Here is a 25750-nt window from a genome sequence, read left to right as displayed (position 1 = left end):
CATCATGACTTCCTCGCTGCGCGGTGTTCCCCTGTCGATCCTCGACCGTTCGCGGACCCGCGTGGGCGAGACGGAGGCGGAGACGCTGCGCGGCACGGTCCGGCTCGCGCAGCAGGTCGAGGAGCTCGGGTACCACCGGTTCTGGGTCTCCGAGCACCACAGCGTGCCCGGCGTCGTCGGTTCCGCCCCGACAGTCCTTGCCGCGGCCGTCGCCGCCTCCACGGAGCGGATCCGGGTCGGGACTGGCGGGGTGATGCTGCCCAATCACCAGCCGCTGGTCGTTGCGGAGCAGTTCGGCGTACTGGAGTCGCTCTACCCCGGCCGCATCGACATGGGCCTCGGCCGCTCGGTCGGCTTCACCAACGGGATCCGCCGAGCGCTCGGCGTCGAGAAGGACGCCGTCGAGGACTTCACCGACCAGGTCCGTGAGCTGCTCGGCTACTTCACCGGGACCCAAAGGAACCATCCGCAGGTCCACGCGCGACCCGGCGAGGGGTTGCGCGTACCGGCGTACGTGCTGGCGATCGGTGAGGGCGCCGAGCTTGCCGCGTCGCTCGGTCTGCCGCTGGTCATCGCCGGCGCGCGCGGCGAGCCGGCCTTGCTCGACTCGCTGGCTCGCTATCGCTCCGGCTTCACTCCGTCGGCCTGGGCCGAGCAGCCGTACGTCGTACTGGCAGCTACCGCGGCTGTTGCTTCGACGACGGAGGCGGCTCGGCAGCTGCTGTTGCCTGAGGCATGGTCCAGCGCCTACTCGCGGACGCGGGGCGTGTTCCCGCCGTTGGAGCCCTTCGATCCGCAGCGGGAGATGAGCGACAAGGAACGCGGCTTCTTCGAGCAGTCGCTGCAGGGCCAGATCTACGGCACGCCCGACGAGGTGGATCTGGCGCTGGGAGGACTGGTCGAGCGGACCGGCGCCGACGAACTGCTGATCACGACCAACACCTACGACCGCGCCGACCTGCTGGAGAACTACCGCCTACTGGCCGACCTGGCCGGTCTCCGCGTCAGCCACTGATCCGGGCGAGCAGACCCTTCCGAACGTCGGGCCATTCGTCAGCCAGGATCGAGAACACGACCGTGTCCCGCCAGCTGCCGTCGGGCTGCTTGATGTGCCGACGCAGCACGCCCTCGCGGGTCGCGCCGAGCTTCGCGATCGCCGCCTGCGACCGAGTGTTCACCAGGCTGGTCTGGATCTTGACCCGGCTGAAACCGCAGTCCTCGAACGCGTGCTGGAGCATCAGGAACTTGCAGGACGGGTTGACCGCCGTGCCCCAGACCGCCGGCGCGTAGCCGGTCCAGCCGAGGTGGACCCGCTCGTTGGCGAGGTCGACGTCGCCGAGGCTCGTCGTCCCGACGACGGTGCCTTCGGCCCCCAGTTCGGAGTCCTTGGCCAGCCGTACGACGTACGCCGTGCGCAGGGCCGTTGCCTTCGACCACTTCTCACGCATCTGCTCGACGTCGGCCGGGCGACCGCCGGGCCCGCCGCCGAAGCCTGCGGCGTACACGCGCTCGTCATCGATCGCGGCGTACAGCTGGTCGGTGTCAGCGGCAACGAAACGGTCGAGGCGTACGAGGTCGCCGACCAAGGGGCGGCCGTCCGGAGCGATGGTCATGTCACCAGCCAACCTCGGGAAGGGCGGCCGGTCAAACCAAGAGGTGGAGCAGCAGCCAGACGGCCGGAGCCGTGGCCAGCAAGGAGTCCAGGCGGTCCATGACGCCGCCGTGGCCCGGCAGCAGGTTGGACATGTCCTTGATGCCGAGGTCGCGCTTGATCATCGACTCGCCGAGGTCGCCCACCGTTGCCGTCAGCACCGCGACGGCACCCACGATCGCACCGGCCCACCAGTCGCCGTCGAGCAGCCAGACGACCGCGCCGATCCCGGCGCCGATGCAGCCCAGGGTCGAGCCGGCGAAGCCCTCCCAGGACTTCTTGGGGCTGATCGTCGGCGCCATCGGGTGCTTGCCGAACAGCACGCCGGCCACGTAACCGCCGACGTCGCTGGCCACCACGACCAGGAAGAACGTCACCACCCGCTCCGGGCCGTCGGCGTCCGGCTGGACCAGCAGGACGGCGAACCCGGCGAGCAGCGGGATGTACGCGAGCAGGAACACCCCGGCGGTGACGTCGCGGACGAAGCCGGTCGCACCGCTCGGCATCCGCCAGAAGATCGTCGCCAGCACGGTGAGCGCGAGGCCGACCAGCAGCGCCATCGGTCCACCGAAGTACGCCGCCACCAGCATCGCCGTGGTCCCGGCAAGCACCGGGATCCGCGGGATCGCGGCACCACTGGTCTTCAGCGCGCGGATCATCTCGTCGACGGCGACCAGCACCGCGGCGAGCACGACCAGGACGAACAGCGACTTCTGCCAGAACAGCGACCCGATGATCACCGCACCGAGGCCGACACCGACGCCGATCGCGGCGGGCAGGTTGCGCCCGGCGCGGCTCGGCGCAGGCGGGCTCTGGTCGAGGCCCATCACACCTCGAGCAGTTCGGCTTCCTTGTGCTTGAGCAGCTGGTCGATCGAGTCGACGTACTTCTTCGTCATCCCGTCCAGCCGCTTCTCAGCACTCTTGCCTTCGTCCTCGCCGGCCTCGCCGTCCTTGACCGACTTGTCGATCGAGTCCTTGGCGTGCCGGCGGATCGAGCGGACCGAGATCTTCGCGTCCTCGCCCTTGGTCTTGGCGACCTTGATGTACTCCTTGCGGCGGTCCTCGGTGAGCTGCGGCATCGAGACCCGGATCACCGAGCCGTCGTTGCCGGGGTTCACGCCCAGGTCGGACTCGCGGATCGCCTTCTCGATCGCCGCCATCGCACCCTTGTCGTACGGCGAGATCAGCACGGTCCGGGGGTCGGGGACCTGGAAGCCGGCCAGCTGCTGCAGCGGCGTCGGCGAGCCGTAGTAGTCGGCCACGATGTTGGAGAACATCGAGGGGTGCGCCCGGCCGGTACGGATCGCGGCGAAGTCGTCCTTGGCGACCTCCACGGCCTTCGCCATCTTCTGCTCGGCTTCGCGGAGTGCTTCGTCGATCACGACATTCCTCGCTTCCTCGGGGCCGCGTCGGTGCGGCCGCTCAAACCCTACGAACGCAATCTCACCTGCGCGCGGACGTCGGTCCGCGTGTCGGTGATCCTAGTACCCGGCGCACCCACCCGGGGAGACGACCGCCCCGATTCACTGCTCCGGGAGACGGCCGGGCCGGTTCACTGACCTGGGGAGACGACCGTACCGATCTTCTCGCCGCGCACGACGCGGGCGATGTTGCCTTCCTCGAGGCCGAAGATCACGATCGGCAGCGCGTTGTCGCGGGACAGGCTGATCGCGGTGGCGTCGGCGACCCGCAGACCGCGGGCCAGGAAGTCGTCGTACGAGAGCTGGTCGAACTTGACCGCGTCCGGGTTGGTCTTGGGGTCGGAGTCGTAGACCCCGTCGACTCCCTGCTTGCCCATCAGCAGCGCCTCGGCGCCGATCTCCAGCGCGCGCTGGGCGGCGACGGTGTCGGTGGAGAAGTACGGCATCCCGGAACCGGCGCCGAAGATCACGACCCGGCCCTTGGCCAGGTGCCGGTCGGCCTTGCGCGGGATGTAAGGCTCGGCGACCTGGCCCATCGTGATGGCGGTCTGGACCCGGGTCTCGACGCCCAGCTTCTCCAGGAAGTCCTGCAGCGCCAGGCAGTTCATCACGGTGCCGAGCATGCCCATGTAGTCGGCGCGGTTGCGTTCCATCCCGCGCTGCTGGAGCTCGGCGCCGCGGAAGAAGTTGCCGCCGCCGACCACCACGGCGACCTGGACGCCGGCCCGGACCACCTCGGCGATCTGCTTGGCGATCGAGTTCACCACGTCGGGGTCGACGCCGAGCTTGCCGCCGCCGAACACCTCGCCCGACAGCTTGAGCAGCACCCGGTGATAGGCCGGATCGAACGGCGAAGAGGCCGGATTCGTCTCGGTACCCAGGGTTTCCGTCACGATTCCGGCCTCCTCGTCGATGATGCTGTGCTGTTTCGTCCTAACCGGCGACGGTCAGGCGCCGACCTCGAAGCGGGCGAACCGCTTCACGGTCACGCCGGCCGCGTCGAGAACGGCCTTGACGGTCTTCTTGCTGTCCTGGACCGACGACTGCTCGGTCAGCACGACCTCCTTGAAGAAGCCGTTCACCCGGCCCTCGACGATCTTCGGCAGGGCGCCCTCGGGCTTGCCCTCCTCGCGAGCGGTCGCCTCGGCGATCCGGCGCTCGTTCTCGACCGTCTCGGCCGGGACCTCGTCGCGGTTGGTGTAGAGCGGGCGCATCGCGGCGGCCTGCATGGCAGCGCCACGGGCGGCCTCGACGTCGTCGCCCTCGAACTCGACCAGGACGCCGACCTGGGCCGGCAGGTCGGCCGCACGCTTGTGCATGTAGGCGGTGACCTTGCCGTCGAACACGGCGACCTTGCCCAGCTCGAGCTTCTCGCCGATGACCGCGGCGAGCGCCTCGATGTTCTCGGCGACGCTCTTGCCGTCGGAGAGCTTCTCGTTCAGCAGGCCCTCGACGTCGCCGACCTTGCTGGCGGCGGCGTGCGCGACGATGTCGGCGGCGAGCTGCTGGAACTGCTCGTTCTTGGCGACGAAGTCGGTCTCGCAGTTCAGCTGGACCAGCGCGTTCTCGGCGGCGGCGACCAGGCCGTTGGAGGCCGACCGCTCGGCGCCGCGCTTGGCGGCCTTGGCGGCGCCGTGGATGCGCAGCTCCTCGATCGCCTTCTCGAAGTCGCCGTCGGTGGTCTCGAGCGCCTTCTTCGCGTCCATCATGCCCGCGCCGGTGGCGTCGCGGAGCTTCTTCACGTCAGCGGCGGTGTAGTTCGCCATTCCTCGTTCTCTCGATCTAGTCGGTGCGATCAGCTGGTGGGTCGCCGCCCGGGCGCCGAAGCGGTGGCCGGGCGATCGGGGTTCCGGGTCCTTGCGGGGTGTCCGGAACCTTGTCGATCTGGTGAAGCCTTCCGAACCGGTGACCCTTGGCTTCAGCCGCTGGAGTCGTGGCTCCTGGCTTGCGCCGTGGGGCCGTGGCTTTCGCGGGTGGGCCGTCGTACTGGGGTCTGCTGCCCGGATCTTGCGATCGCGGGCTGGTGATCCAGGCCGGTCCGGATCGTTCCTGGTCCGGGCCACCGTTTGCTGCTGTTCGGACCCTTGCGGGTCCCGGCGGCAGACAGTCGGCAGCCCGGAACGGGATCAGGCCTCGGTCTTCGGCGCCTCGGTGCCCTCGACCGGGGTGTCGTCGGCCTTGGCGATCGTCTCGGCGACGGCGCCGGACTCGGCGAGCGGCGCGTCGGCGACCGGCGCGTCAGCAGCCGGGGCCTCGGCGGCCGGAGCCTCGGTGGCCTCGGTCGTCGCGGCCGGAGCCTCGTCGGCCTTGGCCGGAGCGGCCGCGGCGGCGTTCTGGCTCTCCAGCAGCTCGCGCTCCCAGGCAGCCATCGGCTCCTCGGCACCCAGCTCCTCGCCGGCCGCGGCGGCGCCCTGGCCACCACGCGACATCAGACCGTCGGCGACGGCGTCGGCGACCACGCGGGTCAGCAGGCCGACCGAGCGGATCGCGTCGTCGTTGCCCGGGATCGGGAAGTCGACCTCGTCCGGGTCGCAGTTGGTGTCCAGGATGCCGATGATCGGCAGCTTGAGCTTGCGCGCCTCGTCAACGGCGAGGTGCTCCTTCTTGGTGTCGACGATCCAGACCGCGGACGGGACCCGGCCCATGTCGCGGATGCCGCCGAGGGTCTTGAGCAGCTTGTCGTGCTCGCGACGCTTCTGCAGCAGCTCCTTCTTCGTCACGCCGGAGGCGGCGACGTCGTCGAAGTCCAGCAGCTCGAGCTCCTTGAGGCGCTGGAGCCGCTTGTTGACGGTCTGGAAGTTGGTGAGCATGCCGCCCAGCCAGCGCTGGTTCACGTAGGGCATGCCGACCCGGGTCGCCTGCTCGGCGATCGCTTCCTGGGCCTGCTTCTTGGTGCCGACGAACAGGATCGCGCCGCCGGAGGCGACGGTGCTCCGGACGAACTCGTAGGCGCGGTCGATGTACGACAGCGACTGCTGCAGGTCGATGATGTAGATGCCGTTGCGCTCGGTGAGGATGTAGCGCTTCATCTTCGGGTTCCAGCGGCGGGTCTGGTGCCCGAAGTGCACGCCGCTCTCGAGCAGCTGCTTCATGGTGACGACGGCCATGACGTGGTTCTCTCCTGTCGCGCCCCGCACGGGTTACCCGTCTCGGTGACGCTGTCTCGGTTGTCCCGCGGCGGACCGGGGTTGGTCCGTCGCGCCTGACGCCCGCGCGAATCCCTCCCCGGCGGACCGGGACCAAGAGGATTCGCCTGTGTGCAGGCGTGCGAAGTCGCCCCACCGAGGTGGGACGCCACCAGAAGTCTACGCGAGAAGACCACCCCTGGTCGAACCGGCCCCCACGCTGTCCACAACCCCCGATTCACCCCGCGGATTTCGCCCTCTCACCTGCACCTTTCCAGCATGAGCCCTCTCCCGCTGACACCCCTGCTGGCCCTTTTCGCCCTGCCCCTTCTGGCGCCCCTCACCCCACCACTCCTGGTACCTCTGTCGGCACCCATGGCCCCAGCGATCCAGCGCCCGTTCGCCCCACCACCTCCGGATGCTGTCTGGCCCCTCGATCCGCGCCCCCGGATCGTCCACGCCTACGCCCCACCCGCCAAGCCCTGGCTCCCCGGCCACCGAGGCATCGACCTGGCCGGCACTCCTGGCCAACCAGTCCTCTCCGCCACCCCCGGCACCATCACGTACGCCGGCCCAGTAGCCGGCCGCAGCGTCGTAGTAGTCACCCACGGCCACCAACGCACGACCTACGAGCCAGTGATCCCATCCCTCCCCACCGGCACCACCGTCCACCCAGCCCAACCCATCGGCCGCCTCTCAGCAGCCGCCTCCCACTGCGCCCCCACAACCTGCCTCCACTGGGGCCTACTGGAAGGCAAGACCTACCTCAACCCCCTCAGCCTGCTCCCCGCTCAACCAGTCCGCCTACTACCAACAACCCCAGGCACGCCAGCCCCCGCCCGCGTCACCCCACGCACGCCAGCCCCCGCCCGCGTCGCGCCACGAACGCCCGGCGCACCCCCACTCCAGGCCCAACACCCCTCACCTCTTCTGCCGGCGCAGCGACCTCAACCACAGCCGACGTGCCCGCCGGCCTACCAACCACCCCAGCCACCCGGCTACCCCGGCACCACACCCCACGAGCCGGCACGGCCAACCACCCCACCGCCACAGCAGTCACAACCGTGCCCGACTCTCCCCACACCCCAGCCACCGGCACCCCACCGACCGCCCCAAGCCCCCACAACTCTTTTCCCGGCGCCGCAACCTCAGCCACAGCCGACCTGCCCGCCGGCTTGTCAGCAACCCCAGCCACCAACTCGCGCGGGCTCACCCACCGCGCAACGCCAAGCACCAACAAACGACCACAACCCCCTACCAACCGTGATCGTCACCCTCAGCGCCCTCGCCACCCTCGGCGCCACACTCCTGATCAGAAACCACTGACCAGCAAATGAACTCAACTCCCAGGAACCCGCGCCTGCCAAGCGTCCTCGTCCTTCGACCGCCGCTCGACCCCCGCCGGAAGCTTGCCCTTGGCAAGGTCCGTCAGCGTGGTCTGCTCGAGCACGTCCCGCAGGCTCGCCCGCGCCGCGATCCACACCCGCTGCAGCACCACGGCCCGCTCGTTGTAGTCGACACTCTCCGGCCGCACCCCCGAGATGCTCACGATCGGCCCGTCGACAGCGCGCATCACGTCGGCCACCGAGATCTCGTTCGGGTCCACCGCGAGCTTCCACCCTCCGGACTGCCCACGCTGGCTGGACAGCACACCAGCGCGACGCAGGTCGGCCAGGATCCCCTGAAGGAACCCGTGCGGAATGCCCTGCTGCCGGCTGAGCTCCTCCGCCGACACCACCGAAGGATCGTTGGCCACCCAACGCTGGGTGATCTCGATCAGCGCCCGCAACGCATAGTCAGATTTTGCCGAAACCCGCATGGCCCGCAGTCTGCCCCATTCCCCCACCACCCGCCCATCACCCCCGCCGCACCAGCCCGCAGTACGGCGGAGAACTCAAGCCCGCGGATGCGCCTGCTGGTACGCCGCGCGCAGCCGCTCACTCGACACGTGCGTGTAGACCTGCGTGGTCGCCAGCGACGCGTGCCCGAGCAACTCCTGCACGCTCCGCAGATCCGCCCCGCCTTCGAGCAGATGCGTCGCCGCCGTGTGCCGCAACCCGTGCGGCGACATGTCCGGCGCGTCCACGGCCCCGATCCGCGCGTGCACCACCCGCCGTACGGTCCGCTGATCGATCCGCCCCCCGCGCGCCCCGAGGAACAGCGCCGCCCCACTCCCGTCCCGCACCAACCGCGCACGCACCGCCAGCCACGACTCCAGCGCCTCGGCCGCCGGTACGCCGTACGGGACCGACCTCTCTTTACGCCCCTTACCGAAGACCCGCACCACGCGCCGGTTCCGATCCACCTCGTCCAGGTCCAGCGCGCACAACTCACCGACCCGGATCCCGGTCGCGTACAGCAGTTCCATGATCGCCAGGTCCCGCAGCCCGAGCGGGCTCCCGTCGTCGGCCGCGACCGCGGCGGCATCCAGCACGGCCCGCGTGTCCGCCTGTCCCAGCACGCCCGGAAGCGTCTTGTGCGCCTTCGGACTGGCCAGCAGCGCGCCTGGATCGGTCGCGATCCGCCCGGTCCGTTGGGCCCACGCGGTGAACACCCGCGCCGCCGTGGCCCGCCGCGCCATCGTGCTGCGCGCCTTGCCCAGGCTCTGCTGCTTGGCCAGCCAGGACCGCAGACCGCGGATGTCGAGCGAGCCCAGCTCATCGTGACCAAGCCGATTCAAATGATCGATCAAATCGGTGACGTCACCCATGTACGCTCGGACCGAATGTTCGCTGAGGCCTCTTTCCGCCGCCAGATGCCGTTCGTAGTCAGCCAGTAACGCAGCGAATTCCTCCGGTACGGAGGGTTCTGGGCTGACGTCGTCCGGTGCCATGGCTCGACGATGCGTGAGCGGCTCCGGCATCGCAAGCAGCCGCGCGGCGGCGACACGAAGGAGGTCTGGCCCGTAGTCCCCCGGTCGACTACTGTTCGGCCCGATTGCCCTAGTAGCAACGGAGGCACCCCTGACCATGGCCCCCTCAGCGAACGGACAGACCGTAGGCCGGCGCCTGCCGGTCGAGTCGGCGTTCACTCGAGTCGAGGAGGCGCGGCACCGACTACCGCGTCTGTTCGGTCGACGCGACCTTGTCGTGCTCGGCCTCGGTGTGATGATCGGTTCCGGCATCTTCAGCCTGAGTGGTAAGCAGGCCGCGAGCGTGTCCGGTCCTGCCGTCATCCTGTCGTTCGTGGTCGCAGCGCTCGTCTGCCTGCTGGCAGCCGCGTGCTACGCCGAGCTCTCGTCGACCATTCCCGTGTCCGGCAGCGCGTACACGTTCAGCTACGTCACCTTCGGTGAGATGTGGGCGTGGCTGGTCGGCTGGGCGCTGGTCCTCGAGCTCGTCACCGCGGCCGCGATCGTCGCCCGTGTCTGGTCCGCGTACTTCCTGGCCACCCTGAACGGATTCGGCGTCGTCCTGCCCGACGGGCTGGCCCAGTTCTTCGGCCCCGAGGCCAAGGTGAACCTCGTCGCGCCGCTGCTGATCCTGCTGCTGACCGCGATGATCGTCACCGGCACCAAGCTGTCGTCCCGCGTGCTGACCGTCGTCGTGGCGGCCAAGGTGGCGGTGATCCTGCTGGTGGTGGTGGTCGGCGCGACGCACATCAAGATGGAGAACTACAAGCCCTTCATCCCGATGGAGCGTCCGGCCCCCGCCACGGCGAACCCGACGCTCCTGGGCTGGATGCTGGACTCCTCGTTCGGTTCGTTCGGCCTGATGGGCATCTTCACCGCGGCCAGCGCGATCGTGTTCGCCTTCATCGGCTTCGACCTGATCGCGACCGCGTCCGAGGACGCCCGCAACCCGCGCAAGACGGTCCCGCAGGGCATGCTGCTCGGCGTCGTGGTCGTCACCGTCCTGTACGTCGCGATGGCCATCGTCCTGGTCGGCCTGCGCCCGTACGGGCAGCTCGGCGGTGGCGCACCGGTCTCGGAGGCACTCGAGGCGGTCGGGGTCGGCTGGGCCGCGGACGTGGTCAATCTCGGGGCTCTGCTGGCGATGTCCACAGTGATCATGGTGGTACTGATCGCGCAGAGCCGCGTGCTGTTCAACATGGGCCGTGACGGTCTCCTGCCGAAGAGCCTCGGCCGGGTCAGCCGCGTCTACTCCTCGCCGGCCCGAGCGGCCACGGCGGCCGGCTTCGCCGCGCTGCTGCTGACGCTGTACCCCAAGGTGGTCGAGCTCGAGGAGCTGCTGGTCATCGGAGCCCTGTTCTGCTTCGCGTTCTGCGCCGTCGGAGTCCTCCGCCTGCGCCGTACCGAGCCGAACCTGGAACGCGGCTTCCGCGTCCCGCTGGTCCCGCTGATCCCGCTGCTGTCGCTGGCCGCGACCCTGTGGCTGATGCTCAACCTCAAGACCGGCACCTGGACCAAGTTCGGCATCTGGATGGTGATCGGGCTTGCCATCTACGGCCTCTACGGCCGCTGGCACAGCCGCCTGGCCAACGAGGAGAGCTGGGACTTCGAGGTCGGCGACACCGACCCGGGCACCGGCGGTCTGCAGGTCATCCGCCACGAGCCCACCGAGCTCCGCGTCGACCGCACGCCACCGAAGTCCAACCGCGGCAAACACATGCGCAACTGACCCACCACACCACCAACGCCGGCCGGCCCTCGGGCCCGGCCGGCGTTTTCGTTGTCCACAGGCCGCGAAGTCACCCTCGAATCCGCGCCCGATCCCGGCATCTTCTAGTCGGAGGTGGTCATCGATGCGGACCAAAGATGCAGTCGGGCAGTACGGCGAACAGCTCGCCGCGGAACATCTCAGCCAGCAGGGCTTCGCGATCCTCGCGCGCAACTGGCGGTGCGAGCAGGGCGAGATCGACATCGTCGCCCGCGAGGGCCGGGCGCTGGTCGTGTGCGAGGTGAAGACCCGGCGCGGCCTCGGGTACGGCAGTCCCCTGGAGTCGGTCACCTATCGCAAGCTCAGCACCCTGCGCCGCCTGGTCGGCCGCTGGCTGCAGGAGCACGAGCTCCACCCACCGGAGATCCGGATCGACGTGATCGCCGTACTGGTCCCTCCCGGCGGCGGCAGACCCACGATCGAGCACCTGAGGGGCGTGGGCTGATGTCCCTCGCCCAGGCCTGGTCCGTCGCTCTCGTCGGCCTGGAGGGCCACCTCGTCGAGGTCGAGGCCGACATCGCCCAGGGCCTGCCGAAGACCACCCTGATCGGGCTTCCCGACACCTCGTTGTCCGAGGCAAGGGACCGCGTCCGCGCGGCCGTCGTCAACAGCGGTGAACGGTTCCCCGATCGCAAGGTGACCATCGGCCTGTCGCCGGCGACCCTGCCGAAGACCGGTTCGCACTACGACGTGACGATCGCGTGCGCGCTGCTCGCGGCCAGCGGCGTGCTCCCGATCGCCGAGCTGCGGCACTGCGCCATCATCGGAGAGCTCGGCCTCGACGGCCGCATCCGCGAAGTCCGCGGCGCCCTCGCGATGACGCTGGCCGCCGCCCGCGCAGGCTTCACCCGCATCATCGTCCCGGAGCTCAACGCGAGCGAAGCCCGCCTCGTCCCGGACATCAGCGTGTACGGCGTGCGCTCGCTGCGGCAGGTGCTCGCGATGATCCGCGGCGAGGAGATCCCCGACGAGGAGCCGCCTCGCGCCGAGCCACGCCTGATGTCGGAGTCCCTCACGAGGGTTCCGGAGGTCGACCTCGACGACGTCCTGGGCCAGCGCGAAGGCCGTCGAGCCATCGAAGCCGCCGCCGCGGGCGGCCATCACCTGTATCTCTACGGCCCACCAGGTTCCGGCAAAACCATGCTCGCTGAGCGCCTGGCCGGCCTGATGCCCGACCTGGGCACCGACGAGTCCCTGGAGGTCTCTGCCGTGCACTCCTTGGCCGGCCTGCTTACCAACGACGCCGAGCTCGTCACCCGTCCACCGTTCATCGCCCCACACCACACTGCGTCCCTGGTCAGCCTCGTCGGCGGAGGCTCCGGAGTTCCTCGTCCCGGCGCGATCAGCTGCGCGCACCGAGGCATCCTCTTCATCGACGAAGCACCTGAGATGCACCCGTTGACGCTGGACACCCTGCGCCAGCCGCTCGAGTCCGGATTCGTCGAAGTCCACCGCGCGGCCGCTGTCGCCAAGTTCCCGGCGCGGTTCCTCCTGGTCCTGGCCGCGAATCCCTGTCCCTGCGGCCAATCCGGCACTCCGACCGGCATCTGCAACTGCACACCCCAGATCCTCAACCGGTACCGCCAACGCATCAGCGGCCCGATCAAGGACCGGATGGACATCCAGCGTCAGATCCTCCCCGCCGCCAGAGGCGTCGGGACCGCAGACCAGCCCGAGTCCACTGCCGACGTCGCCGCCCGGGTCCGCGCCGCCCGCGACCGCCAGTCCCACCGCTATCGAGAAACGCCCTGGCAGCTCAACAGCGAGATCCCCGGCCCGGTCCTACGTCGCGAGTTCCCGCTCGACGCCATCAGCCAATCCATTCTCGAAGCCCACTACGCCGAAGGCCGCCTCACCGCCCGAGGCCTCGACCGCGTCGTCCGTCTCGCCTGGACCCTCACCGATCTGGCCGCCCAACCGGCCCCGACCCCAGCCCTCACCCACGAAGCCTTCCAACTCCGCACCGGCGCACCCCTGACACCCCTCGAAGACACCCGCCCTCTCAGAGAGCCCGTCCGCACATGACCAACGCCAACCAGCAAACCGATCTGGTAGTTGCCTCTAGCAACGCCTCCTCCACAGCCCTCGACCGTCCGGCGCCCTCCGACGAGGACCGGCTCGCGAGAGCGGCGTTGTCCCGAGTCATCGAACCAGGCGACCCCGCCACCCTGAAGACCTTCGCCGACCTCGAGCCGCTGGAGATCTGGGAACTCCTTCGCACCAAGGCCCCAGGCCTCGAACGCTGGTCGTCACGCCTCGCTATGGTCTCCCCTGAAAGCGACCTCGCCAAGGCCGACGCCGCCGGCGCCCGCTTCGTCATCCCGGGCGACGACGAATGGCCCGACCAGATCGAGGTGCTCACCGAGGCCGGCCAGCAAGCCCGCCGCGGCGGCACGCCGTACGGCCTCTGGGTCAGAGGCACGCGCAACCTCCGTGAGCTGCTCGAGTCCTCGATCGCCATGGTCGGCGCCCGCGCCTGCTCCTCGTACGGCGAACACGCCGCCGCAGAACTCGCGGCCGGTCTGGGCGACCGCGGCACGACGATCGTCTCCGGCGGCGCGTACGGCATCGACGCCGCCGCCCACCGCGGCGCTCTGGCCAGCACCGGCACCACCATCGCCGTCCTGGCGTGTGGAGTCGACGTCCCCTACCCGAAGAGCAACACGGCCCTCTTCGACCGCATCGCCGGCGAAGGTCTCCTGGTCAGCGAACTCCCACCCCGCTGCTCCCCCACCAAGCTCCGTTTCCTCGCCCGCAACCGCCTCATCGCCGCCGCCACCCAAGGCACCATCGTCGTCGAGGCCGCCATCCGCAGCGGAGCCCTCAACACCGCCAACTGGGCCGAACAGTGCGGCCGCCCGGTCCTCGCAGTCCCAGGCCCCATCACCTCCCGAATGTCCGAAGGCACCCACCTCCTCATCCGAGAACGCAACGCCACGGTGGCCACGTCGGTAGCCGACATCCTCGAAGCCATCTCACCCCTGGGTCAGCACCTGACCTCCTACCCCCACACCCCCGCCACCCCAGAAGACGCCCTGGACCACGACCTCCGCCGCACCCTCGACGCCGTCCCGGTCCTCCGCCCGTCCCCGTCCACCCGCATAGCCACCACCGCCGGCCTCGACCACGACACAGTCCAGGAATGCCTGGAAACCCTCGCCCAGGCCAACCTCATCACCTACGAGGACTCCGGCTGGCGCCTCTCCCCCACCCAAAGACGCGCCCCCTGACGCAGAAGGAGCTCACGCGCCCCATCCGACAAGCAACGCCTCGAAGTCCTGGGCGACTGGAGGGCCACAGCAGAACCGAGAACTCTTCACCGGCTTGGCCGATAAACCCGACTGCCAACTGCTCATGGCCACCCGACGAGCGGCGGTCCGACCTGCGCGGCCGACGCCCAGAAGCCGCGTTGGCCGGCCTCACGAGTGGCACCTGCACAAGGTGTTCATCAAGCTCGGCATCACCTCGGCGTACGTGTGCGTCGATCTTGCCGCGAGCGCGGGTCCTCCAGCGTCGCCTCTCGCAGGCAGCTCCGGGCGGGGGCGGCGTCGCGGATCAGGTGCAGGGCGAACAGCCCCCGGGAGACCTGCGGAGCGGTGTAGTCCATTCGGGGGTGGTACCAGAGCATGTCCGACAGCGGCTGGAGCACTCCCGCGAGCTGGCGACCGTCATCATTCCCGCGAGCTGGCGACCGTCATCATTCCCGCGAGCTGGCGACCGTCATCATTCCCGCTAGCTGGCGACCGTCCGGTGCCACCAGGGATGGTGCCAGTCGTTTCGACCGGCGCGACCAGGCGCCGGTGCGGGGCAACGTTGACGGGGGCGGCAGCCTCGACCGACGACATGCCCATGGAGGCGTCATGAACATCGAAGGATCCGTTGCTCTGGTCACCGGCGGGAACCGCGGGATCGGGCTCGCGTTCGTGGACGAGTTGCTGGCCCGCGGCGCGACCAAGGTCTACGCCGCCGCGCGTGACCGCGGCACCGTGCCGGACCGGGACCGGGTCGTCGCGGTCGAGCTCGATGTCACCGACCATGCCCGCGTTCAGGCGCTGGCCGAGGAGTTGCCCGACGTCGATCTGCTGGTCAACAACGCCGGCATCGGGCTCGGCTCGGCAGCTCTGGATCCGAACGCGGTGGCCGCGGCGCGCGAGGAACTCGAGGCGAACTACTTCGGCCCGCTGGTGATGAGTCGGGCGTTCGCGCCGGTCCTCAAGGCCAACGGGGGCGGAGTGATCGTGAACATGTTGTCGATGCTGTCCTTCCTGACCGCCGACCATCTCGCGACCTACGCCGCGTCGAAGGCGGCCGCCTGGTCGCTGAGCAACGCGCTGCGGCTGGAACTGGCTGGCCAGGGCACCGCTGTTGTCGGCGTCCATGCCGGATTCGTGGACACCGATCTGGTCTCCGCCCTCGACATCTCCAAGATTCCCGCCGCGGGCGTCGCGGTCGCCGCCCTCGACGCCGTCGAGTCCGGAGTGTCCGAAGTTCTGGTCGACGAACCGTCGCGGCGCGCGAAGGCGGCGTTGTCGCGCGACCAGGAACTCGTCTTCCCGAACTCCGTCTCCTCGATCCAGGAGACCGCCGAAAGGCCGACCAAGATCGCGTTCATCGTCGACAATCCGGCCGATCCGGACGCGTTCGAGAGCGGGTACGGCGACCTGCTCGCGCTGGCGTCCAAGCTTCCGGGTGTGCAGCGCATCGAGGCGTCCCGGGTCTGGCCCAAGGAGGACGGCTCGCCGACCCCGGCGTACCGGCTGGTCGACCTGTACTTCACCGGGTACGACGCCGCGAGCGAAGCGGTCGCGACCCCCGAGGCCGCCGAGTTCTTCCCGCGCGTCTTCGAATTGGCCACCGGCGGCGTGCGGATCGCTTTCGCCGACGTCGAAGAATCCTGACCCCGAACCGACAACCACGAAGGACGTGAAGACTGAGCGATCTGCTGACACAGGTATTGGAACCGCACAACGAGACTCGCTGGGACGCGATCCAGGTCGCCTACTTCACCAGCGCGGCCACTTCGAACTACCTGACGGCGCCGATCGTGTTCGTCCACCCCGACGTCGAGACCGACGGGATCGAGCCCTGGTCGGAGGCCGGCCGGACACGGCGTCGTCGGCTACCGCGCTCACCTTCGCCCGACCCCATCGCCAACCACAACCCCGACTGGGGTCTCTACCACGACAAGATCTTCCGGCAGAGGCGGATGGCCTACCAGCCCGACGTGATCGGAAGCCCGATCGCGCACTACACGCACAAGCCAAAGGTGTTCGACGGCTTCCTGTTCTACATCCTCCGCCTGGTCCACCTGCGCGACGAGCACAACGTCGCGAACCAGGAGTTTGCGCCGATGACCATCGACCTGGAGTCGGTGAGCGTCGTCCCGACCAGTGAACCGCGGAAGGGCATGCTGGGGTGATGGGCGACGAGGTGCTGGCGGGTGGGCGGAACAATCCTTCGGTGGTTCGCCGTGGGGAGACCGTACGGCGGGAGGTCGGGGCGGCGGCGCCGGTGGTGCATGCCTACTTGCGGCATCTGGAGGCTGTGGGGTTCGAGGGGGCGCCTCGGGTGCTTGGGGTGGAGGGTGGGGTCGAGGTCCTCAGCTTTGTGCCGGGGGTGGTGGCGGCGGATCCGGAGTGGGCGCCTGGGAAGGGGAATCCGCTGACGGCGGAGATGCGGTCGGAGGGGGCGCTGGTGGGGGTCGCCCGGTTGTTGCGGCGGTTGCATGTGGCCAGTGCGGGGTTCGTGCCGCCCGGGGTTGTGCTGAAGGACGGCGAGATCATGTCGCACGGGGATCTGGGGCCTTGGAACACGGTGTACCGGGACGGGCGGCCGGTGGCATTCATCGACTGGGACGCGTGTGGGCCGACGAAGCCGTTGCTGGATGTTGCGGCGGCGGCCTGGGCGTTCGTGCCGTTGGAGTCGGATCGGCAGTTGCTCGAGGCGGGGTTCGAGGAGGTGCCTGATCTGGGTGCGCGGTTGCGGGTGTTCGCCGATGCGTACGGGCTCGAGGACCGTCGCGGGCTGGTGCCGGCATTGGTGCGGGCGAAGCTTCGGGAGGCTGGGCGGGTCGAAGGCTGGGGCCTCGGGGCGCGGGACTCGGCGGTGTCGCTGGAGTTCTACGCGGCGGAGCTGCGGTGGTTGGAGACGCGGAGGGAGCAGCTCGAGCGCGCGCTGGGCTGAAGCGGTACGGCGCGCTGGGCTGAGGCGGTACGGCGTACGGGTTGGAAGAGGGCGTGCTGACGCCCTGAGCGGGCGTCTTCTCAGGAGACGCCCGCTCAGGGTGAGGTCAGCGGCCGAAGTCGGAGTCCTTGGGGACTTCCAGGTCGGACTTGGCCAGTTCTTCGATGTTGACGTCGCGGAAGGTGACGACCTTGGCGTTCTTCACGAAGCGGGCCGAACGGTAGACGTCCCACACCCAGGCGTCGGCCATCGTCACTTCGAAGTAGACGTCGCCGCCTTCGGTGCGGACCTTGAGGTCCACCGCGTTGCACAGGTAGAAGCGCCGTTCGGTCTCCACGACGTACTTGAAGATCCCGACGACGTCCTTGTACTCCCGATAGAGCTGTAGCTCCATATCGGTCTCGTACTTCTCGAGGTCGTCAGCACTCATCGGCTCTCCACTCCGGTGGGACTGGTCACATTCTGTCCCATATCGGGCCGCAGACTGCGGCGGACATTCTCGAATCGGCGTCGATGTTGTGGACACGGGCCGTATTTGTCCAGTGCCGCCTGGTGCTCGGGCGTGCAGTAGCCCTTGTGGACCGCGAAATCGTACTCCGGGTACACCGAGTCCCAGTGCTGCATGATCCGGTCACGGGTGACCTTCGCGATCACTGACGCGGCAGCGATACAGGCGGCGACTCGATCGCCCTTCCAGATCGCCAGGCCCGGTACGCCGAGACCGTCGACGCCGAAACCGTCGGTCAGCACGTACGACGGCCGCACGTCGAGCCGGAACAGGGCCCGGCGCAGCGCCTGGACGTTCGCGACGTGCATGCCGAGGCGGTCGCACTCGTCGGCCTCGATCGAGACCACCGACCAGGCGAGCGCGCGGGCACGGATCTGGTCGTAGCAGCGGTCGCGCGCCTTGGCGGTGAGCAGCTTGGAGTCGGCGAGCTCGGGGATCTGGCCGCGCTTGCCGTCGGGCAGGATCACTGCCGCCGCAACCAACGGCCCGGCGCACGGCCCCCGCCCGGCCTCGTCAACACCCGCGATCGGGTCGAGACCGACGCGCCGCAGCGCACGCTCGTACCCGTACAGCCCCGCGTCGCGACGAATCGTGCTACCGCGCGGGAGAGCACTCATCCGACCCTCCCCACACGGCACAGGCAAACACCACCACGAACTCGCGAACGACCCGCCGACCCCAGCCCCCGACCAGCAGCCGAATGACGCACGACCCCGGCGCCCGAGTCGAAGGCGGCGCCAACCGACAGGCGGCACGCGCTGGCGCCAGCCGACACGCGACGCAGTACGCCGACGAAGCCCGCGGGTTCAGCGGGCGCCATCCGGCGTGAGGTGCTGGCAGGGAAGCGCCCGGTCGGTCGACGGCGTGCGGAGTTGAGCAGGCCGGCTTGCCCGCGGCGCGCGGAGGCGAGCCTGTGGGCAGCAGCCGTCTGACGACGTACTGCGTCAGCCGAACATCGCGTGAAGCCCGTGTCGGTGGCGGCGAACGGTGCTGGCGCCGCGGCGGCCGAACGTACTACTGCGGAACCCCGAAGCGACAGCGCCGCGGCAGCAGCGGCAGGACCCGTATACGCCGTACGTACTGCGGCAGCGGAAAGCGAAGAGCTGGGCCTCGTGCGGCGTGCCGAGGTGGGAGGGTGTGCGGTGAGGGGCACGGGGGCTCCGCTTACTTGGGGGGTGGTGTCAGGGAGATCGAGGGCTTGAGCGGGGGCGGGCCGGAGGCGGGCGGGATGGACTTGAAGGTGTCGGGGACGCCGAGCTTGGAGAAGTTGCTGGCGGGCCAGACGACCAGGATCGCGCGGCCGGTGACCTTGTCCAGGGGGACGAAGGCGGCGTCGCCGGGGTTGCCGCCGTCGGGGCCGGTGTCGCTGAGGTGGACGCGGGAGTCGCCGGACTCCGAGCGGTGGTCGCCCATCACGAAGATCTTGCCGGCGGGGACGACGACCTGGAACTCCATCGCCGACGGCGCGTCGCCGGGGTACAGGTACTGGGACTCCTCCAGCGGCTGGCCGTTGACCATCAGCCGGCCCTTCGCGTCGCAGCAGGCGACCTTGTCGCCGGGCATGCCGATCAGGCGCTTGATCAGGTGACCGTGGCTGGAGTCCGGCAGCAGGCCGACGACCTCGAAGAACCGGCCGATCGAGCCGCGCTTCTGGCCGCTCTCCTCGGTGCCCAGCCAGCCGCCCGGGTCCTCGAACACGACGACGTCGCCACGCTCGACGTCGGTCAGCTTCTCGACCACCACCCGGTCACCGACCAGCAGGGTGTTCTGCATCGACTCGCTCGGGATGATGAACATCTGCCCGACGAACGCCCGCAGGATCGACGAGACGATCAGCGCTCCGACCACGATCAGCACGAACTCGCGGGCCGCGGCGGCCAGCCCCGAGCGGTGGGTGGGTTTGTCCGGCGTCGCCTCGGTCGATGTATCGGTCACTTCTTCAGCCCCGGCTTCTTGAAGGTTTCCGGAGGACGCAGCATCGTCATCCGGTCAGACGGCCAGATTACGCAACAGGCCCGGCCAACCACGTTCTCGATCGGCACGAACCCGCCACCGGGACCGCCCATGTGGGCGCGGGAGTCGGCCGACTCGGCGCGGTTGTCCCCCATCACCCACAGATGACCGGGCGGTACGACGACGTCGAACGGCTGCAGCGACGGCTTGGCGTCCTTCAGCAGGTACTCCTGCTCGTCGAGCGGGATCTTGTTGACCAGGATCCGGCCCGACCGGTCGCAGCAGAACACGCGGTCGCCGGGCAGCCCGATCACCCGCTTGACCAGGTGACCCTCACCGCTGCGCGGCAGGATGCCGACGAACTCGCCGACCCGGCGCAGCGCGCCCGGAGTCGCCTGCTCCTCGTTCAGCCAGTTCGCGGGGTCCTTGAAGACGATGATGTCGCCCCGGTCGACGTCACGGTGCAGGTAGCTGACCTTCTCGGCCAGGATGCGGTCGTTCGTCGTGAGCGTGTCGTACATCGACTCCGAGGGCACGTAGAACGCCTCGGCGACGAAAAGCCGCAGAACAACCGTGATGACCAGGGCGAGCACCGTCACCGTGGTCATCTCGATCAGCAGGCTCAGCAGCGGGTTGCGCTGCTTGAGCCTGCGATGTCGTCCTTTGCTGCGACGTGCCCTCTTGGCTACCGGGCGAGCGCGAGTCGCAGTGCTCGGCGCCATACCTGACCGTCGTCGCTAGGACTCAGGCGTCCCGCTTCTCCTTGATCTTCGCGGCCTTGCCGCGCAGCTCACGCAGGTAGTACAGCTTGGCGCGACGGACGTCGCCGCGGGTGACGACCTCGACCTTCTCGACGATCGGGGTGTGCAGCGGAAAGGTGCGCTCGACGCCGACGCCGAAGCTGACCTTGCGGACCGTGAAGGTCTCCTGCAGGCCACCACCCTGGCGACGGATCACGACGCCCTTGAACACCTGGACGCGGGAGCGGCTTCCTTCGACGACCTTGACGTGCACGTTGACCGTGTCGCCGGGGCGGAAGGAGGGGATGTCGTCACGCTTGCTCGCGTTGTCGAGCTCGTTCAGGACGTTGGTCATCAGGTGTTCGCTTTCTCGCGCGTGCCACAGGTCACCCACGAAATAGGTGGTGAGAAGCTGAAGGATGTCGCTGTGCGATGGTCACCCCCTGTGGCAGGAGCATCGCACTGGCAACAGCGACCAAGTTTGCCACACGGCCCGGTCGCAACGAAATCAGCGCCGCTTCCGCCGCTTGGCCAGCAGCACGAACTCGATCTTCGCGGTGTGCGGCTCCCGGCGGATCTCCCGGTAGCCGGCCTTGCGGTACAGCCCCAGGTTGCGCTCACTCTCGGTACCCGTGAACAGCTCGTACGCCGTGACCTCCGGCGGCGCCGTCTGCTCGGCCACCTTGAGCAGCCGACTCCCGACCCCACGCCCCTGCCAGTCCGGCGCGACCATCAGCCGCCCGATCCGGCCGACCGAGCCGTCCACGGCCAGGTGGACCGACCCGACGATCCGCGTCCCCGCCACGGCCTTCCAGACCTGCCCCTGACGGATCCGCTCGACCACGCCCTCCAGCGGCTCGAGCAGCGGCGGGATGGTGAAGTCGTCGTACGCCAGCGCCTCGGACAAGTAGGCGGCCCGCTGCAGCGTGAGCAGCTCCCCCGCGTCACTCTCGACCGCCGGCAGCACGTCGACCAGCGCGGCCGCGTCGTCCTTGCCGGCGACCACACCACCCCACGCGGCCAGCAGGTCCGGGCGGCGCTCGGCAGTACGCCGTACGGCCTGGTCGTGACGCCACTGGGCAATCAGGGCGTGGTTCCCGGACAGGAGGACGTCCGGTACGTCGTGGCCGCGCCAGGAGGTCGGCTTCGTGTAGACCGGGTACTCCAGCAGGCCGTCACCGGAGTGGGACTCCTCGGCCAGGGACTCCGGGTTGCCGATCACGCCCGGCAGCAGGCGAGCGACCGCCTCGACCATGACCAGTACGGCGACCTCACCGCCGTTCAGCACGTAGTCGCCGATCGAGACCTCGTCGACGCGCATCCGCTCGCCGGCGTACTCGGCCACGCGCGCGTCGATCCCCTCGTACCGGCCGCAGGCGAAGGCCAGCCACGGCTCGGCGGCCAGCTCGTAGGCCAACTCCTGGCTGAACGGCCGGCCCGCAGGCGTCGGCACGATCAGGCGAGGCTGGGCCGGACCGTCAACAGGCGCAACTGCGTCCAGCGCCTCACCCCACGGCTCCGGCTTCATCACCATGCCGGCACCACCGCCGGACGGGGTGTCGTCGACCGTGCGGTGGCGGTCGTGGGTCCAGTCGCGCAGGTCGTGCACCCGGACGTCCAGCAGGCCGCTCTTCGCCGCCTTGCCGACCAGACTGAGGTCCAGCGCGGCCAGGTACTCCGGGAAGATCGAGAAGACGTCCAGCCTCATCAGCCGGCGTCCGGATCGGTCGGGACGACCTCAGCGCCCTCCGGGTCGAGCAGGCCGGGCCGGTCGGCCACCAGCACGAAGCCCGCACCCAGGTCGATCTCCGGGACCAGCTCCTCGACCAGCGGAACCAGTACGGCGTTGCCGGCCGGCCGGCGGATCTCCAGCAGGTCCTGCGACGGCAGGTGGACGACGTCGATCACCTCACCGGCCTGCTCGCCGTCGGTGGTGCGGACGGCCAGGCCGATCAGCTCGCGGTCGTAGTACTCCTCCGGGTCCTCCGGGCGCTCGTCCTCGGCGATCTCGGCCTGGACGGCGAGGTTGCGCAGGTTCTCGGCGGCGGTCCGGTCCGGGGCCTCGACGAACTTCACCAGCAGGCGGCCGGAGTGCCAGCGGCTGGACTCCACGGTCAGGGCCCGGGCCGGCTTGTCCTCCGTCATCAGGACGGCGCCGTCGGCGAACCGGAGGTCCGGCTCGTCGGTCCGGACGATCATCCCGACCTCACCCTTGATCCCGTGTGCCCGGCCGATCCGGCCGACGGTCACCAACACCCGTGTGTCCCTTTCTACTCTCACCGGCCCGCTGCGAACCGGCGTACTGCCGAAGATAAGGCGAAGGGCCGCACCCCAGGGGGTACGGCCCTCCACAGAGACTGCTGCCGAGTCAGCGGCGCGGGCGCCGGTTCTGCTCGTCGACGAAGTCGATCCGGACCGACTGCTCGGAGCTGAGCGCCCCGACCACCGTGCGGATCGCGGTCGCCGTCCGGCCGTTGCGGCCGATCACCTTGCCGATGTCGTCGGGGTGCACGTGCACCTCGAGCGTGCGTCCGCGGCGCAGGTTGCGCGACCGGACACTGACGTCGTCAGGGTTGTCCACGATGCCACGGACCAGGTGCTCCAGCGCCTCGGTCTCCATCACGGTCAGGCCTTGGCGTCGTCGGCCGGCGCGGCCTCGGCGGCCGGGGCCTCGGCCTCAGCGGCCTTCGGCTCCTCGGTCTTGGCCTCGGTCTTCGCCTCGTCCTTGGCGTCGTCCTTCTTGTCGGCCTTCTTCGCCGCGGCCTTCTTGGTGACGGCCTCGGTCTTCAGCGTGCCGTGGGCCTCGGCCAGCGCCTCGTTGAAGATCTCCAGCTTGTCCCGCTTGGGCTCCTTGACCCGCAGCGGCGCCGGGGCCTCCAGGCCCTTGAACTTCTGCCAGTCGCCGCTGGCCCGGAAGATCGCCTGAACGGCCTCGGTCGGCTGCGCGCCGACGCCCAGCCAGTACTGCGCCCGGTCCGACTCGACGTGGATGAACGACGGCTCGGCCTTCGGGTTGTACTTGCCGATCTCCTCGATGGCGCGGCCGTCACGCTTGGCGCGGGCGTCCATCACGACGATGCGGTAGTGCGGCGCACGCTTCTTGCCGATGCGCTTCAAACGGATCTTGACTGCCACGTTTGTGTGGTCTCCCTCGGGAAATACAGGTGGGTGAGCTGCACGCCGTCGTGGGGACAACGGATGACCACTCGAATGGGCCGGCCGGGGCGTGGAGTTAGAGGGCTGCACACATCCGGACGGACTCAGCCTGACATTCTGCCAGATCAGGGGCGCGCAACCCAATCCGGGCCGTACGCCGTACTGCGAGCGTAGATCAGGCGCGGAAGGCCGCCAGGTCGGGCAGCTGGTCGACGTACCCGTCGAGCAGCTTTGCCGCCGTGTTGACCGAGTCGATCAGCGGGTGCCAGGCGAAGGCGCGCAGGGCGGTCGCGCGGGAACCCGACGCCGCGGCCTCGATCGTCGAGCGCTCGACGGCCTTGACCGAGCTCACCAGGCCGGCCTGGTGGTCGGTCAGCTGCGAGACGGTCAGCGGACGAGCGCCGTTGGCGTCGACCGTGCACGGGACCTCGACCACCGCGTCGTCGTCCAGGTGCTCGAGGGTGCCGCGGTTGCGGACGTTGAGGATCAGCGAGGCGCGCTCGTTGTGCGCGATCGCGCGCATCAGCGACAGCGCGACCTGCTCGTACCCGCCGGCCGACATGTCGCGTTCGTCGCGCTCGCCGGCGTCGGCGACCTCGCGGCTCTCCACCATGTACGTCGACTCGCGCTCGGCGCGGGTCTTCTGCCACAGCTCGAGCGCGTCGCCGGGGTGGCGGGCGGTCTCGGCGTAGAAGTCGGACTGCTGCTCGAGCAGGAACTTGCCGCGGGTCTTCTCCACCGACTGGACGGCGGCGAGGGTCTCGCGGGCGAAGTAGTAGTAGTGCAGGTACTCGTTCGGGATCGAGCCGAGCGAGCGCAGCCACTCGACGCCGAACAGCCGGCCTTCCTCGAACTGGCTGAGCGCGCCCTCGTCGGCCAGGAGCCTCGGGAGCTGGTCGACGCCGTCGTACTGGAGACCGCGCAGCCAGCCGAGGTGGTTGAGGCCGGCGTAGTCGTAGAAGGTCTGCGAGGCGTCGAGCCCGAGGGCGAGCGCGGCGCGACGGCCGAGACCGGAGGGTGAGTCGCAGATGCCGATCACGCGGTCGCCGAGGTACGGGAGCATCGACTCCGTCACCATGCCGGCGGGGTTGGTGAAGTTGATGACCCACGCTTCCGGGGCCAGTACGGCGATCCGCCGCGCGATGGCAGTTGCTACAGGCAACGTTCGCAGACCGTAGGCGATCCCGCCGGCGCCGACGGTCTCCTGGCCGAGCACGCCGAGGTCGAGTGCGACCCGCTCGTCGATGGTGCGACCTTCGAGCCCACCCACGCGAATGGCGGAGAAGACGAAGTCGGCACCACGCAGTGCCTCATCGAGATCTGTAGTTGGACTCACTGCAGGAGCGTCAGAGAAAGAAAGTGCTTGTTGTTTCAGTACTGCGGTGATGGCGTTCAGGCGGTTCTGGTCGGTGTCGTACAGGGTGACCGACGTGATCCGGCCTTCGCCCCGGTCGCCGAGCAGGGCCTGGTAGACGAGGGGGACGCGGAAGCCGCCGCCGCCGAGGATGGTGAGTTTCACGCCAGTACCACCTGTACTCCCGCTTCGGTCAGTTGGGCCCGGGTCTTCTCGTCCGCCCCGGGGTCGGTCACCACGGTGGCCAGCTCGGTCGGGTCGCACACCTTGGCGACGCCGTGGCCGGGGAACTTGGTGCCGTCGGCCAGCAGCACCACCCGGTCGGCGGCCTGGATCATCGCGCGCTTGACCGGGACCTCGATCATCGTGCTGTCCATCACCCGGCCGTCGGGGCGGACCCCGCTGGTGCCGAGGAACAACGTGTCCACGTGGATCTGCCGCAGGCTCTCCTCGGTCAGGTACCCGACCAGGGAGCGGTAGCTGCGGCGCAGGAACCCGCCGAGCACGATCAGCTCGATCTGCTCGTCGTTCTGCAGCTCCTCCAGTACGGCGAGGTTGCTGGTGACAACGGTCAGCGAACGGCCGTGCAACTGCTGAGCCAGCCGCAAAGACGTCGTACCGATGTCGAGCAGCACGGACTCGCCGTCGGAGATCAGCTCGGCGGCCGCGCGGGCGATCCGGTTCTTCTCGTCGGCGTGCACCGCGCTCACCTCGGCGAACGGCTCGTCGCCGCCGTCGACGGCCAGCGCACCGCCGTACACCCTGGTCAGCCGGCCCTGCTCGTGCAGCTGCTCGAGGTCGCGGCGAATCGTCGCCTCGCTGACCCCCAGCTGCGCGGCCAGCACTTTGACGCCCCCGGCCCCGTCGGCCCGGAGCGCGCGCACGATCTGGTCCTGACGCTGCTTCGGCAACACGGAGAGACCGTATCACGCAAACTCCGTCACACTCACGCAGATATTTGCACGGGTATTGCGCGGTTTGCTCGAAAGGACCACACTGTCTGCACGAGTTTGAGCGACCGTGCAGGAGTGTGCTGAT

General features: G+C 69.3%; 28 protein-coding genes. 9 read left to right on the top strand and 19 right to left on the bottom strand.

The features are described from left to right. Positions 1-4 precede the first annotated feature (4 nt). The gene (locus ABD235_RS39525) at positions 5-1015 is read left to right on the top strand and encodes an LLM class flavin-dependent oxidoreductase (protein ID WP_344183781.1); all 1011 of its coding nucleotides are present in this window, start codon (positions 5-7) and stop codon (positions 1013-1015) included. Here ABD235_RS39525 and ABD235_RS39520 read toward each other — a convergent pair. From ABD235_RS39520 to rpsB, 6 genes are all read right to left on the bottom strand, one after another. Beyond that, complete coding sequence (locus ABD235_RS39520; RefSeq protein WP_344183779.1) at positions 1005-1613, bottom strand: GNAT family N-acetyltransferase; 609 nt, start codon at positions 1611-1613, stop codon at positions 1005-1007. The two genes, ABD235_RS39525 and ABD235_RS39520, sit on opposite strands and share 11 nt — an antisense overlap. Positions 1614-1644: 31 nt before the next feature. After that, complete coding sequence (locus ABD235_RS39515; protein ID WP_344183778.1) at positions 1645-2478, bottom strand: phosphatidate cytidylyltransferase; 834 nt, start codon at positions 2476-2478, stop codon at positions 1645-1647. Then, the gene (gene frr / locus ABD235_RS39510) at positions 2478-3032 is read right to left on the bottom strand and encodes a ribosome recycling factor (RefSeq protein ID WP_425553225.1); all 555 of its coding nucleotides are present in this window, start codon (positions 3030-3032) and stop codon (positions 2478-2480) included. Before frr ends, ABD235_RS39515 begins: the two co-directional genes overlap by 1 nt. A gap of 173 nt (positions 3033-3205) precedes the next feature. Next, positions 3206-3967 carry a UMP kinase gene (gene pyrH, locus ABD235_RS39505; protein ID WP_344183774.1) on the bottom strand — a complete coding sequence of 254 codons (762 nt, stop codon included), beginning with the start codon at positions 3965-3967 and terminating at the stop codon, positions 3206-3208. Positions 3968-4021: 54 nt separating this feature from the next. After that, positions 4022-4840 carry a translation elongation factor Ts gene (gene tsf, locus ABD235_RS39500; protein ID WP_344183773.1) on the bottom strand — a complete coding sequence of 273 codons (819 nt, stop codon included), beginning with the start codon at positions 4838-4840 and terminating at the stop codon, positions 4022-4024. A 360-nt stretch (positions 4841-5200) separates the two neighbouring features. Next, positions 5201-6181: a 30S ribosomal protein S2 gene (gene rpsB, locus ABD235_RS39495; RefSeq protein WP_344183771.1), complete on the bottom strand. Its 981-nt coding sequence runs from the start codon at positions 6179-6181 to the stop codon at positions 5201-5203. A 297-nt stretch (positions 6182-6478) separates the two neighbouring features. On the opposite strand from rpsB, the gene ABD235_RS39490 reads away from it, so the two are divergent. Continuing rightward, complete coding sequence (locus tag ABD235_RS39490) at positions 6479-7525, top strand: M23 family metallopeptidase (RefSeq protein ID WP_344183769.1); 1047 nt, start codon at positions 6479-6481, stop codon at positions 7523-7525. A gap of 13 nt (positions 7526-7538) precedes the next feature. On the opposite strand, the gene ABD235_RS39485 is transcribed toward ABD235_RS39490, so the two are convergent. Both ABD235_RS39485 and ABD235_RS39480 read right to left on the bottom strand, forming a co-directional pair. Continuing rightward, positions 7539-8018 carry an RrF2 family transcriptional regulator gene (locus tag ABD235_RS39485; protein ID WP_344183767.1) on the bottom strand — a complete coding sequence of 160 codons (480 nt, stop codon included), beginning with the start codon at positions 8016-8018 and terminating at the stop codon, positions 7539-7541. A gap of 75 nt (positions 8019-8093) precedes the next feature. Next, entirely contained in the window at positions 8094-9032 is a 939-nt protein-coding gene (locus tag ABD235_RS39480; RefSeq protein WP_344183765.1) for a tyrosine recombinase XerC, read from the bottom strand. 136 nt (positions 9033-9168) lie between these two features. Here ABD235_RS39480 and ABD235_RS39475 point away from each other — a divergent pair, with 136 nt between their 5' ends. The 7 genes from ABD235_RS39475 to ABD235_RS39445 all read left to right on the top strand — a co-directional run bounded on the left by ABD235_RS39475 (position 9169) and on the right by ABD235_RS39445 (position 17001). Next, positions 9169-10779, top strand: a complete 1611-nt coding sequence (locus ABD235_RS39475) for an APC family permease (RefSeq protein WP_344183763.1) — start codon at positions 9169-9171, stop codon at positions 10777-10779. 124 nt (positions 10780-10903) lie between these two features. Next, entirely contained in the window at positions 10904-11263 is a 360-nt protein-coding gene (locus ABD235_RS39470; RefSeq protein ID WP_344183761.1) for a YraN family protein, read from the top strand. Beyond that, on the top strand, positions 11263-12843 hold the full coding sequence (locus ABD235_RS39465) for a YifB family Mg chelatase-like AAA ATPase (protein WP_344183759.1): 1581 nt from the start codon (positions 11263-11265) through the stop codon (positions 12841-12843). Before ABD235_RS39470 ends, ABD235_RS39465 begins: the two co-directional genes overlap by 1 nt. Beyond that, complete coding sequence (dprA, locus tag ABD235_RS39460; RefSeq protein ID WP_344183757.1) at positions 12840-14048, top strand: DNA-processing protein DprA; 1209 nt, start codon at positions 12840-12842, stop codon at positions 14046-14048. Before ABD235_RS39465 ends, dprA begins: the two co-directional genes overlap by 4 nt. Before the next feature lie 630 nt (positions 14049-14678). Continuing rightward, a complete protein-coding gene (locus tag ABD235_RS39455) occupies positions 14679-15716 on the top strand; it encodes an SDR family oxidoreductase (RefSeq protein ID WP_344183755.1) in 1038 nt (345 codons plus the stop codon). Positions 15717-15772: 56 nt separating this feature from the next. After that, a complete protein-coding gene (locus tag ABD235_RS39450; protein ID WP_344183753.1) occupies positions 15773-16237 on the top strand; it encodes a hypothetical protein in 465 nt (154 codons plus the stop codon). Beyond that, complete coding sequence (locus tag ABD235_RS39445; RefSeq protein ID WP_344183751.1) at positions 16237-17001, top strand: phosphotransferase; 765 nt, start codon at positions 16237-16239, stop codon at positions 16999-17001. Before ABD235_RS39450 ends, ABD235_RS39445 begins: the two co-directional genes overlap by 1 nt. 106 nt (positions 17002-17107) lie before the next feature. Here the strand turns inward: ABD235_RS39445 and ABD235_RS39440 are convergent, their stop codons facing one another. The 11 genes from ABD235_RS39440 to ABD235_RS39390 form a co-directional block, all read right to left on the bottom strand. Continuing rightward, the gene (locus ABD235_RS39440) at positions 17108-17431 is read right to left on the bottom strand and encodes a DUF2469 domain-containing protein (protein WP_012922325.1); all 324 of its coding nucleotides are present in this window, start codon (positions 17429-17431) and stop codon (positions 17108-17110) included. Continuing rightward, positions 17428-18126 (bottom strand): ribonuclease HII, encoded by a 699-nt coding sequence (locus ABD235_RS39435; protein WP_344183748.1) that lies wholly within the window; start codon positions 18124-18126, stop codon positions 17428-17430. Before ABD235_RS39435 ends, ABD235_RS39440 begins: the two co-directional genes overlap by 4 nt. Before the next feature lie 547 nt (positions 18127-18673). Continuing rightward, entirely contained in the window at positions 18674-19444 is a 771-nt protein-coding gene (gene lepB, locus ABD235_RS39430) for a signal peptidase I (protein WP_344183746.1), read from the bottom strand. Then, entirely contained in the window at positions 19441-20070 is a 630-nt protein-coding gene (lepB, locus tag ABD235_RS39425) for a signal peptidase I (protein ID WP_344183744.1), read from the bottom strand. Before lepB (ABD235_RS39425) ends, lepB (ABD235_RS39430) begins: the two co-directional genes overlap by 4 nt. Positions 20071-20206: 136 nt before the next feature. Further along, positions 20207-20557: a 50S ribosomal protein L19 gene (rplS, locus tag ABD235_RS39420; RefSeq protein ID WP_184795971.1), complete on the bottom strand. Its 351-nt coding sequence runs from the start codon at positions 20555-20557 to the stop codon at positions 20207-20209. 153 nt (positions 20558-20710) lie between these two features. Continuing rightward, positions 20711-21910, bottom strand: a complete 1200-nt coding sequence (gene trmD / locus ABD235_RS39415; protein WP_344183742.1) for a tRNA (guanosine(37)-N1)-methyltransferase TrmD — start codon at positions 21908-21910, stop codon at positions 20711-20713. After that, complete coding sequence (gene rimM, locus ABD235_RS39410; RefSeq protein WP_344183740.1) at positions 21910-22458, bottom strand: ribosome maturation factor RimM; 549 nt, start codon at positions 22456-22458, stop codon at positions 21910-21912. Before rimM ends, trmD begins: the two co-directional genes overlap by 1 nt. A gap of 112 nt (positions 22459-22570) precedes the next feature. Next, positions 22571-22822: an RNA-binding protein gene (locus tag ABD235_RS39405; RefSeq protein WP_344183870.1), complete on the bottom strand. Its 252-nt coding sequence runs from the start codon at positions 22820-22822 to the stop codon at positions 22571-22573. A 5-nt stretch (positions 22823-22827) separates the two neighbouring features. After that, complete coding sequence (gene rpsP / locus ABD235_RS39400; RefSeq protein WP_344183738.1) at positions 22828-23337, bottom strand: 30S ribosomal protein S16; 510 nt, start codon at positions 23335-23337, stop codon at positions 22828-22830. Between the two features lie 196 nt (positions 23338-23533). After that, positions 23534-24877 carry a 6-phospho-beta-glucosidase gene (locus tag ABD235_RS39395; RefSeq protein ID WP_344183736.1) on the bottom strand — a complete coding sequence of 448 codons (1344 nt, stop codon included), beginning with the start codon at positions 24875-24877 and terminating at the stop codon, positions 23534-23536. Next, on the bottom strand, positions 24874-25626 hold the full coding sequence (locus tag ABD235_RS39390; protein WP_344183734.1) for a DeoR/GlpR family DNA-binding transcription regulator: 753 nt from the start codon (positions 25624-25626) through the stop codon (positions 24874-24876). Before ABD235_RS39390 ends, ABD235_RS39395 begins: the two co-directional genes overlap by 4 nt. Positions 25627-25750 lie beyond the last annotated feature (124 nt).

The organism is Kribbella lupini, from assembly GCF_039529595.1.
In the GTDB taxonomy this organism is placed as follows: domain Bacteria; phylum Actinomycetota; class Actinomycetes; order Propionibacteriales; family Kribbellaceae; genus Kribbella; species Kribbella lupini.
This window is presented reverse-complemented; position numbering and strand designations above follow the sequence as displayed.